This is a genomic window from Flavobacterium sp., assembly GCF_044371705.1.
GTDB lineage: Bacteria > Bacteroidota > Bacteroidia > Flavobacteriales > Flavobacteriaceae > Flavobacterium.
On record NZ_JBILTE010000086.1, the window covers coordinates 1 to 11,405 of the forward strand.

Consider the following 11,405-nt stretch of genomic DNA (forward strand, 5'->3'; position numbering starts at 1 on the left):
AAAGGATTCAAACTGAATCATTTTACCACCTTTTGCTTTGATTTCATCGATGATTTTCATAGCACTCATATGGTCAATACCCGGATCTAAGCCGATTTCATTCATAAAAATGAGTCCGTTTTCTTTGGCTAAACTATCCAAATCCTGCATTTTTTGGCTGATGTATGAAGCTGTAACCAAGTGTTTTTTGAATACGATACAGTCTTCGGCTATTTCAATATGTAAATGGGCGGGAAGCATCGAAATGACAATTGAAGCTTTTTGTATTTCTTGTTGACGATGTTCAATATTTGAAATATCTAATTGAATCGGAATGGCGTTGGGGTGATTATTGGTTTTACTTTTGGCTAGTTCAAGTGACATGTCGGCAATAACTAACTGTAAATGTTCAACTTCTGATTTGTTTAAAAGGTATTGTATCAACGAAGAGGCCGAACGTCCGGCACCAATAATTAAAATAGTCCTCATTTTATTGTATAAATATCACACGAAAGTAAACAAATGTTGTATTTATAACAAATTTGGAGGTGTTAATTCTTTTTTAAAGCCTTGATTAAATTTGTAAATTTGAATTCTAAAATTACCAAATGGAACGAAAAATAATTTTAACAGCATCTTTGATGGGTTTTTTTGCCATTGTTTTTGGAGCTTTTGGAGCTCATGCATTAAAAACTTATCTCAATGAATCACAATTAATTAGTTTTGAAACCGGTGTTCGCTACCAAATGTATCATGCGTTGTTTTTATTTTTTGTCGCTCGTTTGCCATTAGTAAATGACCGGGCTAAAAACGTCATTTTTTATTTGGTTGTATCAGGAGTAATTTTCTTCTCGGGGTCCATTTATTTATTGACTACCAATTCATTAATCGGAGTTGATTTTAGTTTCATTGGTCCGGTTACGCCCATTGGAGGATTGCTATTATTGAGTGCTTGGATGGTGCTATTTTTAAATATTCTTAAACAAAAAGCATAAAAATTGATTAAATTTCTATTCATAAAGATTTAATTTTTACTTTTGCCAAATAATAAAACTCAACTAAACGGTAAATGTATGGACGGTTACACCCAATTTACGAAATCGATTTCGCTAGATAAATACGGAATTACAAACACGCAAGAAATTATCTATAATCCATCGTTCGAATTTTTGTGCAACGAAGAGTTAAGTTCAAATTTAGAAGGTTACGAAAAAGGTCAGCTAACAGAACTTGGTGCGGTGAATGTGATGACAGGTGAATTTACGGGTCGTTCGCCAAAGGATAAATATATTGTTGAAGACGCTGTTACAAAAGAAACTATCTGGTGGAATTCTCCAAAAGCTCCAAATGACAACAAACCCATCTCTCAAGCAACTTGGAATGCATTAAAAGAGACAACAACCCAGCAACTTTCAGGAAAGAGATTATTTGTGGTTGATGCTTTTTGTGGTGCTAATGAAAACACGCGTTTGAAAGTTCGTTTTATCATGGAAGTGGCTTGGCAAGCACATTTTGTAAAAAATATGTTCATTCGTCCAACGGAACAAGAATTAGAGAATTTTGGTGAACCTGATTTCATCGTTATGAATGGTTCTAAGACTTCTTTCAAGGATTATGCAGCTCACGGTTTAAATTCAGAAGTATATGTAGCTTTTAATTTAACGGAAAAAGTTCAAATTATTGGAGGTACTTGGTACGGTGGTGAGATGAAAAAAGGACTTTTTTCAATGATGAATTACTATTTACCGTTGCAAGGAATCGCTTCCATGCATTGTTCTGCAAACAAAGGAAAAGACGGTGATGTTGCTGTTTTCTTTGGTTTATCAGGAACAGGAAAAACAACGTTATCTACCGACCCAAAACGCGAATTAATTGGTGATGATGAACACGGCTGGGATAATGACGGTGTTTTTAACTTTGAAGGAGGATGCTACGCAAAAACCATTGATTTAAGTAAAGAAAACGAACCGGATATTTATGGAGCAATTAAAAAAGATGCATTGTTAGAAAACGTTACCGTTGACGCCAACGGTAAAATCGATTTCAAAGATGGTTCTGTTACCCAAAATACGCGTGTTTCTTATCCAATTAATCACATACAAAATATTGTCAAACCGGTTTCAAAAGCGGGTCATGCTACCAAAGTTATTTTCTTAACGGCTGATGCTTTTGGAGTCATGCCTCCCGTTTCTAAATTGACACCGGAGCAAACCAAATATTATTTCCTTTCGGGATTTACAGCTAAATTAGCGGGTACTGAAAGAGGTGTAACGGAACCACAGCCAACTTTTTCAGCGTGTTTTGGTAAAGCATTTTTATCACTACATCCAACTAAATATGGGGAAGAGTTGGTTAAGAAATTGGAGGAACACAAAGCTAGTGCTTATATGGTTAACACAGGCTGGAATGGAAGCGGAAAAAGAATTTCAATTAAAGACACACGTGCAATTATCGATGCAATTTTAGATGGTTCAATTGAAAAGGCAGCGACAAAAACAATTCCGGTATTTAATTTTGAAGTGCCAACAGATTTGCATGACGTAAACCCCGTAATCTTAGACCCCAGAAATACGTATGCAAATGCCTCAGAATGGAATGAGAAAGCAACTAATTTAGCAGGATTATTTATTAAAAATTTCGTTCAGTACACAGACAATGAAGAAGGACAGAATTTGGTGAAGTCCGGACCTCAACTATAATTTTACACTAACTAACCAAACGAAGAGAGTCCCGCAATTTTGTGGGACTCTTTTTAATTTTGTGCAATTCAGATTTATTTATCCTTGTTGGTTTTTGCAATATATTTTTCCAAAGCCATCGTCATCGAAGGGGCTTCCGGAGATGGAGCCATGATATCTACACGTAAGCCATGTTCCAACGCTTCTTTCTGCGTAGTGCTTCCAAAAACAGCTATTCGTGTTTCATTTTGTTTAAAATCGGGAAAGTTCTTAAACAATGACTTAATGCCTGTTGGACTGAAGAATGCAAGTACATCATAATATACATCTGCTAAATCCGACAAGTCACTCATCACCGTTCGGTAAAAAATACCTTGAACCCAATCTACTTTTAAATTGTTCAACGTTTGCGGAACATCAAAATTTAATTGGTCGGATGCAGGCAGTAGAAATTTTTCTTCTTTGTATTTTTTTATAAGCGGCGATAAATCGACAAAGTCTTTTTGACCCACATATATTTTTCGTTTTCTGTAAACAACATATTTTTGAAGGTAGAAAGCGACTGCTTCAGACTGACAAAAATATTTCAAATCTTCGGGAACTTTAAAACGCATTTCTTCTGCTACTCTGAAAAAGTGATCTACCGAATTTTTACTGGTTAAAATAATCGCAGTAAAATTATTTAAGTCAATTTTTTGAGCTCTAACTTCTTTTGAAGGAACTCCTTCAACATGAATAAAAGGTCTAAAATCAATTTTAACTTTATGTTTTTGAATAAGTTCAAAATAAGGAGAATTCTCTACTTTGGGTTCTGGTTGTGAAACCAAAATTGTTTTCACTTTCATAGTTGACATCTTTTATTCTCTAGCTTTTGGTAAACCAATAATACATGAAATAGTAAGGTGCTATTTCAAGGGCACAAAGATATAAAATAAAATAAAATAACTTGTTAATAAGTATGTTTTGATAAGACTTTAATGTCTTCAAATAAGTGAAAGTATTAATAATCAACACAATAGACATAAAAGTATAAGCAATAATTTTTGAAGAATAATCATTATAGTAGAGTATTACGTTTACGGGAATGATAAATAAACCAATAAAAGCCCGGTAACTCACTTTTTGAAGGTTTAATTGCTCTGCAAATTCTTCAATACTAAAGGTTGTGGCTATTATTTTGTCAATTAAATATTTAGAAAGAACAAAAACACCGATGAGCGTAATAATTTGAATGTATTTAATAAAGTCTGTTTTTTCGGCAATACCGAAATAACTCAAAATAATCAGTATAAAAAAAGAAAAGGAGATCAATTGCACAATAAACAACGAAATTGTAAACCTACTCGTTACGTTTGAACTGTCTTTGTAAATTTTCAAATATTTATCGTTAACTATCAACCGCATGAAGTCGGAAAACCTATTTTCAAAATTCCCTTTCGTAATTGCAACCAGCAATAAGCATAGCAAAAAAAGAATGGTTGCCCAATCTTTGTTCTCTTCAATTCTATATTCTAAAAAGTGCTCCATGATGCTTTTGCAAATATAGTGTATTTTGTGAATTTTTCTAAGCATGTAAACCTTCAATGCTGTTTGGTTTTAATGATAAAGTGCTTACTAAAATGTGTGTATCTTGAATAGATTTTTGTTAAAATTATTTTTTTTAAGACGTATTTATTATAAAAATATTAATAAACAACTTCTATAAAAAGGTTACTTTTGTTGCATAATTTGGGGCATACATATGAATAACGGATTAGTAATCATTCCTACCTTTAACGAAATTGAAAATATAGAGTCCATTATCAGGGCTATCTTTGCTTTGCCAAAAACTTTTCATGTAGTGGTTGTAGATGATAATTCCCCCGATGGCACCGCTTTAAAAGTAGAACAACTCCAACAGGAATTTCCGGAACAGTTGTTTTTGGAAGTACGCAAGAAAAAATCAGGTTTGGGAACTGCGTACGTGCATGGTTTTAAGTGGGCTTTGCAAAAAGACTATGCGTTTATTTTTGAAATGGATGCCGATTTTTCGCATAATCCAATTGATTTAGAGCGTTTACATGACACTTGTGAATCTGAGGGAGCGTTTATGGCAATCGGGTCACGTTATGTAAGAGGGGTGAATGTTGTTAACTGGCCTTTAAGCAGGGTGTTGTTATCTTATTTTGCCTCTGTATATGTAAAATTAATTACCGGAATGAAGATTTATGATGCCACTGCCGGATTCATTTGTTACCGCAGAGAAGTACTTGAAAAAATCAATTTAAATAAGATTAAATTTGTAGGTTATGCTTTTCAAATCGAAATGAAATACCGTACCTATTGCAAGGGATTTAAGATTGTTGAAGTACCCATAATATTTACAGATAGAACCAAAGGGGTTTCAAAGATGAGCAATGCGATTATTAAAGAAGCTGTTTTTGGTGTGATATCTTTGCGAATAAGAAAACTTTTTAACCGATTATAATTTATCGAAGCAATGAAAGGGATAGTTATTAAAAATGCCAAAATTGTCAATGAAGGCAAAATTTTTGAAGGAGATGTGCTTATTCAGGACGATTTGATTGTGGAAGTTGGTGAAAACATCAGCGTAAAACCAGACTTTAAAGTGATTGATGCCGAAGGTCATTATTTGATGCCCGGTGCAATTGATGATCAAGTGCATTTCAGAGAACCGGGATTGACTCACAAAGGAGATATAGCTTCAGAAAGCAGAGCCGCAGTTGCCGGTGGAATTACGTCTTTTATAGAACAACCAAATACAGTTCCCAATGCTGTTACACAAGAATTATTAGAAGAAAAATACCAAATTGCTGCCCAATCATCTTATGCAAATTATGGTTTCATGATGGGAGGGACCAATGATAATTTGGAAGAAATATTAAAAACAAACCCTAAAAATGTTCCCGGTTTGAAATTGTTCTTGGGTTCGTCAACCGGAGATATGCTGGTTGATAGTTCAGAATCATTAGAAAAAATATTTTCTTCAACAAAACTGTTAATTGCCGTTCATAGTGAAGATGAAACCACCGTAAAAAGTAATCTTGAAAAATTTAAGGCAGAATATGGAGACGACATTCCCGTTAAATTCCATCCCGTAATCAGAAGCGTTGAAGCGTGTTATAAATCAACCGTCCGTGTGATTGATTTGGCCAAACGAACCGGAGCAAGACTGCATGTGTTTCATATTTCTACTGCTAAAGAATTAGATTTATTTACCAATAAAATACCTTTAGAACAAAAGCAAATAACGGCAGAAGTTTGTATTCATCATTTATGGTTTTCCGATGAAGATTATCTGACCAAAGGGAACCTAATTAAATGGAACCCTGCCGTAAAATCTGCAAATGACAGAAAAGCACTTTGGGAAGCTTTACTTGATGGTCGAATTGATGTAATTGCAACCGACCATGCTCCACATACATTAGAGGAAAAAAGCAAGTCGTATGTGTCGGCTCCTTCCGGAGGTCCCTTGGTTCAACATGCGGTTGTAGCTATGTTTGAAGCCTTTCATCAAGGTAAAATTTCCATCGAAAAGATTGTTGAGAAAATGTGTCACAATCCCGCAAAAATTTTCAAAATTGAAAAACGAGGATTTATTAAGCCCGGATATTATGCCGATTTGGTGTTGGTGAATCCATCGCAACCTTGGACTGTAAACAGAGATAATATACTATACAAATGTGGTTGGTCGCCCTTTGATGGCACCAACTTCAAATCGCGAATTACACACACCTTTGTCAATGGACAACTAGTGTATGAAAATTCAAAAGTGAAAGAAATAAGAGCAGGAAAACGAATGCTTTACAATCGATAAGTTATGAAGAAAATAGTTCTTTTTTCAGTAATGCTTTTAGCAGTAATTGGTTGCAAGGAAACAGTGGTAGACGTTCCTGAAAAGTTGATTGAAGAAGAAAAAATGGTTGACATATTTTACGACTTGTCGTTGTTGGAAGCCATGCTTAATTATAATCCAACTTTGATGAGCAGAAATAATATAAATCCATATACTTATATTTATGACAAATATGGCATTGACAGTTTGCAATTTGTGGCCAATAACAAATACTATGCATCCGACATCAAAAAGTATGATAAAATGTATGAAAAAGTCAAAGTCCGCATGGAACAATCCAAAGCTGATTTCGACACCTTATTAAAAAAGCAAACCAATAATCCGGAAAAAGTTAAAGCAAAAGATTCGCTTACACGACGCACAAAGCGGCAGATGATAAAAGATTAATCGACAACTTTGGAGCAATAGATTTGAATTGACTCAAATTTAAAAGGCAAAACTGCAACGATTTTTGAATTGGAATACTGCTCGCGCGAGTGCATCGATTTTGATATTGCTCTTGAAAGACTTCTTTTTATTGGTAAAATAAGCGTTAGGAACCAATCTAATCTCCATGCTATTTCGGTCATCCAAGGCTGCACTTGAAATGATGGTTTTTTTACACCCAAAGCATCTGCAACCCATCCAATGAAATCCTTATAATTTACATTTTGTGATATCAGTGTATATCGTTCACCTACAACAGTTGACTTCATTAAAAAAAGCATCGTTTTTGCCACATCTTCAACAGTTATAAAACCTGTGGAGCCGTTGGCATAAAAATACATTCCGTTATTAATTTTTTTATAAATTTCGCTGCTACCTGTGGTCCAATCACTTTTCTTAGACACCTCATCTAAAATGACACCAGGATTGACGCAAATGCAGTTTAATCCTTCTTGTTGGGCTCTCCATAATTCCATTTCAGCACCAAATTTTGAAATTGCATAATCACTATGCGGTTTCTCCGCGTTCCATTCCGTTTCTTCCGTAATTAGTACTTCATTCTTAGCAAGATCTCCCAAGGCTGCAATAGAGCTTACATGACAGAACTTCTGTATTCCAAAAGCTAATGAACAATTAACCATATTCGCAGTTCCTTCAATATTTATTTTTCTAAGTTGTTCTTCGTCTTTCGGGTCAAAAGAAATTAGTGCAGCACAATGGTAAACGTGCGTCACACCTTTAAAAGCGAGTTCCAATGAGGAAACATCAGTTACATCGCTTTTCACCCATTCAATACTTGAAAAAAGGCCGGAGGCATTCTTCTTTTTAAATAAGTTTTCGGTTTTTGTAAGGGTAGATTTGTTTCGGTAAAGAGCCCGAACAGCTTCACCATTTTGTGCCAATTGTAAAAGTAAATGTGCTCCAACCAAACCGGTTCCGCCTGTAACTAAATTCATAAAAACAAAGATAAATGTTTCCGTTCTACATTTTCAAATTATAGAATTAAAACTATCTTTGCCAAAATTAATTTTAGATGAAAAATTTAGTAGAAGAGTTACGTTGGAGAGGATTGTTTCACGACATGATGCCTGGAACTGAAGAGCAATTGTTAAAAGAATCCACGACAGCTTATATCGGATTTGACCCTACAGCCGATTCCTTGCATATTGGGAGTATGGTACAAATCATATTATTGGTTCATTTAAAGAATTTTGGACATAAACCTATTGCCTTGGTGGGTGGTGCCACCGGAATGATTGGCGATCCATCCGGAAAATCAGATGAGAGAAATTTATTGGATGAAGCAACGTTGAATAAAAATGTCGAAGGAATAAAAGGTGTTTTGTCACGCTTTTTAGATTTCAATTCGAAAGAAGCAAATGCTCCGATTTTAGTGAACAATTATGATTGGATGAAGGATTTTACTTTTATCGAGTTTGCACGCGACATTGGTAAACGCATCACGGTAAATTACATGATGGCAAAAGATTCTGTGAAAAAAAGATTGAGTGGTGAAGAAGGTGAAGGAATGTCGTTTACAGAGTTTACCTATCAATTAATTCAAGGGTACGATTTTTATCATTTACACAAACAGCACAATTGTTTGCTCCAAATGGGTGGTTCCGATCAATGGGGTAATATCACTACTGGAACAGAATTAGTGAGACGATTAAATGTAAATACCGAAGGCGAAGGAGCAAAAGCGTTTGCTTTAACTACACCGTTAATTACCAAAGCCGATGGTTCGAAGTTTGGAAAATCGGAAGGGGGGAATGTATGGTTAACAGCCGACAAAACATCGCCTTATAAATTTTACCAATTTTGGTTTAATGCTACTGATGTTGATGCAGAAAAATACATTAAAATCTTTACTTTTTTAGATAAAAGTACAATTGATGAATTAATTGAAAAACACAAACAAGAACCTCACTTGCGTTTGTTGCAAAAGAAATTAGCAGAAGAAATTACGGTTTTTGTGCATTCTCGTGAAGAGTATGATAAAGCAGTGAAAGCTTCGAATATTTTGTTTGGAAATTCCACTTCAGAAGATTTAAAACAATTGGACAGTCAGACATTTTTGGATGTTTTTGACGGAATTACGCAAGCAGAAATTTCAAAAACTGATTTAATCGTGGGAATTTCCATTGTAGATGCTTTGGCAGGCAAGTCAGGTTTTATGTCTTCCAATAGCGAAGCACGAAGAGCTTTAAAAGAAAATGCGATTTCGGTAAATCGTGAAAAAGTAACTGAGGAATTTTCGCTTTCCGGCAATGACTTAATTAATGACGAATTTGTTTTGTTACAACGCGGTAAGAAAACCTATTTTATTTTACGAGCCGTTTAAACCTGAAACCTGAAACTTGAAACAAATTTAAACAACCATCAAATTACACCCCCGAATATCACTAGCATCAAAACGTCCCAACACTTCAAACGAATGGTTGGGATTTTTTTTACCTAAATCTTGCGTAGCAATAAACGAACAGGAGTTGATGTTTGCTAAATCAATTACATTAATTCCTCCGGTTTTACCGTCGTTTACATAGGTTAATGCATCTTCAGGATCTCGAATTAAGACTGACATCCAAGGCGGACACTCAAAAATACCATTTCCTAAAGAATAGGCCTGTGATAACAATTCAGTCATTCCATATTCTGAATGAATGCTTGATACGCCAAAACCATTGCATAGCAGTTGGTGTAATTCTTCCCGAATCAGTTCTTTTCGTTTCCCTTTCATGCCACCGGTTTCCATGATGATGGTATTTTTTAGATGAAACGATTGTTTTTCGATTAAATCTAAAAGAGCATAGGTAACACCAATAAGTAAAACGTTTTGACCGGATTTATCCAGTTCATCCAGTTTACAAATGAGTTCGTCATAATTATGCAAATAAAACCCGCTCTCACGATGATTAGATTCAGCAATCATATCTTCCACCATATAAATAAGAGAAGAGCCCTCCCGCTCGAGATAGGACGGAAGTAAAGCCAGAATAACATAATTTTCAACGGAACCATAAAACTGTGAAAATGCCGTTTGAAAACTCTGTTTGTAGAAATTTATGTTAGTTACTAAATGTTTACTCGTGAACATTCCCGTTGTGCCACTACTAGTAAAAGTAATTGCCTCCGGTTCTTGAGAACTTAGAATTTTGTGACTTTTAAAAAATTGAATAGGTAAAAAAGGAATGTCGGTTATTGCTTTTACATTGCTTTTATCTCTTTTGACAAGATTGCAGAATTCTTGATAAACTGCATTGTGATCGTATTGAAAACGAAACACTTTGAGTGCCATTTTTTCAAACGATTTGGTGGTTGCAATGGAAAAGATTTCTGAAGTTGTCAACTACTTTTTTTGCAAAAGTAACAATAAAAAAAGCACCAACTTTCGTTGATGCTTTTAAATATTTTTGTGTCGGAATTATTGAACTACTAATTTACGAGTAGCTGATTTTCCGTCTTGTGATACTTTCACCATATAAATACCGGCTTTTAAGTTTCCGATGTTGATACCGTTATCTGTTGCATTAGCTACTTTAAGGATTTGTTTTCCTAAAACATCAAATACTACCACTGACTTATCACCAATTAAATCGGATGTTACATATAATGTACTTCCTGAATTTGGATTTGGATAAATTTTTAATCCTGCAATGGCGTTTTCGTTTACGTTAGCAGAGTTTTGTGGAGTTACCTCAGCCCAAGTAGTGCCTATTCTAAACTCATCTAATTCAACATTAGGGGTGTCGGTAGCACTACCTTGTCTTATTAAAAGACGACCAACTGAAGTTAAATCTGTACCTGCATTAGTTGCTGTTGCAGATGCCGTTGGTTCAGTAGCACCAAGAGAACTAGGGTTAATCCATAATTTTACAATATCATTTGCTGTTCCATCATTAAACGTATAACTTATAACAACTAAGTAAGTTGTGTTGGTATTGTATGGACCAGTAGAATAAACTGTGTTTGCAGCAGTAGTTCTCGGGTTTACGCCAATGTTAAATGTTGATTCAGAAACTTTATTTAACCACAAAGTACCGCCAAAACTTGAAGATGTACCCTGCACAAATCCAGCAATATAGCCACCTGTCGTGCTTGTAGTTGCTGTTAAATCAGTTACATTTAAAAGTATTGAAAAGTATACAGTATTAGTTGTTTGAGATGTAAAATCTTTTCCAGCATCAATACCAGCACCACCAAAAGCTAATTTATTTCCAGTAGAAACTTGTAATGCTGTATAATTTAAACTTCCAGCAACTATAGCTAAATCATCTCCGGTATTTAATGCTGTCCATCCAGTTTGCGTTTGAAGAGCAGACCCTGTAGCATAATCCAATCCGTCATAATGTGGAAGCGTAACTTGAGAATATCCCATGCTACAAAGTGATAAAAAAGTTAAAAAGTAAAGTTTTTTCATAATAAATACTATTAAAGTTTAATGCAAAGATACAGAGTATTTTATG

General features: G+C 34.8%; 12 protein-coding genes. 6 read left to right on the forward strand and 6 right to left on the reverse strand.

All coding sequences use genetic code 11. The features are described 5' to 3' along the window. On the reverse strand, positions 1–468 hold a 468-nt coding region (locus ACIQ2S_RS07485; RefSeq protein WP_396174559.1), incomplete at its 3' end, for a saccharopine dehydrogenase NADP-binding domain-containing protein. A 119-nt stretch (positions 469–587) separates the two neighbouring features. Here ACIQ2S_RS07485 and ACIQ2S_RS07490 point away from each other — a divergent pair. Together ACIQ2S_RS07490 and pckA are read left to right on the forward strand one after the other, a co-directional pair. Then, complete coding sequence (locus ACIQ2S_RS07490) at positions 588–974, forward strand: DUF423 domain-containing protein (protein ID WP_396174561.1); 387 nt, start codon at positions 588–590, stop codon at positions 972–974. Positions 975–1,052: 78 nt separating this feature from the next. Continuing rightward, positions 1,053–2,678 carry a phosphoenolpyruvate carboxykinase (ATP) gene (pckA, locus tag ACIQ2S_RS07495; RefSeq protein ID WP_396174563.1) on the forward strand — a complete coding sequence of 542 codons (1,626 nt, stop codon included), beginning with the start codon at positions 1,053–1,055 and terminating at the stop codon, positions 2,676–2,678. Positions 2,679–2,752: 74 nt separating this feature from the next. On the opposite strand, the gene ACIQ2S_RS07500 is transcribed toward pckA, so the two are convergent. Both ACIQ2S_RS07500 and ACIQ2S_RS07505 read right to left on the reverse strand, forming a co-directional pair. After that, on the reverse strand, positions 2,753–3,502 hold the full coding sequence (locus tag ACIQ2S_RS07500) for a uroporphyrinogen-III synthase (protein WP_396174565.1): 750 nt from the start codon (positions 3,500–3,502) through the stop codon (positions 2,753–2,755). Between the two features lie 19 nt (positions 3,503–3,521). Then, positions 3,522–4,184: a DUF4271 domain-containing protein gene (locus ACIQ2S_RS07505; protein WP_396174567.1), complete on the reverse strand. Its 663-nt coding sequence runs from the start codon at positions 4,182–4,184 to the stop codon at positions 3,522–3,524. 214 nt (positions 4,185–4,398) lie between these two features. On the opposite strand from ACIQ2S_RS07505, the gene ACIQ2S_RS07510 reads away from it, so the two are divergent. Genes ACIQ2S_RS07510 through ACIQ2S_RS07520 form a run of 3 tightly spaced genes read left to right on the forward strand, consistent with a single transcriptional unit; the run spans position 4,399 to position 6,900 of the window. Next, the gene (locus ACIQ2S_RS07510) at positions 4,399–5,124 is read left to right on the forward strand and encodes a polyprenol monophosphomannose synthase (protein ID WP_396174569.1); all 726 of its coding nucleotides are present in this window, start codon (positions 4,399–4,401) and stop codon (positions 5,122–5,124) included. A 12-nt stretch (positions 5,125–5,136) separates the two neighbouring features. Further along, positions 5,137–6,474: a dihydroorotase gene (locus ACIQ2S_RS07515; RefSeq protein ID WP_396174572.1), complete on the forward strand. Its 1,338-nt coding sequence runs from the start codon at positions 5,137–5,139 to the stop codon at positions 6,472–6,474. 3 nt (positions 6,475–6,477) lie between these two features. Next, positions 6,478–6,900, forward strand: a complete 423-nt coding sequence (locus ACIQ2S_RS07520; RefSeq protein WP_396174575.1) for a DUF4296 domain-containing protein — start codon at positions 6,478–6,480, stop codon at positions 6,898–6,900. Here ACIQ2S_RS07520 and ACIQ2S_RS07525 read toward each other — a convergent pair. Next, complete coding sequence (locus ACIQ2S_RS07525) at positions 6,897–7,895, reverse strand: NAD-dependent epimerase/dehydratase family protein (protein WP_396174577.1); 999 nt, start codon at positions 7,893–7,895, stop codon at positions 6,897–6,899. The two genes, ACIQ2S_RS07520 and ACIQ2S_RS07525, sit on opposite strands and share 4 nt — an antisense overlap. A gap of 77 nt (positions 7,896–7,972) precedes the next feature. On the opposite strand from ACIQ2S_RS07525, the gene tyrS reads away from it, so the two are divergent. Continuing rightward, positions 7,973–9,283, forward strand: a complete 1,311-nt coding sequence (gene tyrS / locus ACIQ2S_RS07530) for a tyrosine--tRNA ligase (RefSeq protein WP_396174580.1) — start codon at positions 7,973–7,975, stop codon at positions 9,281–9,283. Between the two features lie 27 nt (positions 9,284–9,310). Here the strand turns inward: tyrS and ACIQ2S_RS07535 are convergent, their stop codons facing one another. Continuing rightward, positions 9,311–10,237, reverse strand: a complete 927-nt coding sequence (locus ACIQ2S_RS07535; RefSeq protein WP_396174585.1) for an acyl transferase — start codon at positions 10,235–10,237, stop codon at positions 9,311–9,313. A 126-nt stretch (positions 10,238–10,363) separates the two neighbouring features. Next, positions 10,364–11,359, reverse strand: coding sequence for a T9SS type A sorting domain-containing protein (locus ACIQ2S_RS07540; protein WP_396174583.1), 996 nt, complete (start codon positions 11,357–11,359; stop codon positions 10,364–10,366). Positions 11,360–11,405 lie beyond the last annotated feature (46 nt).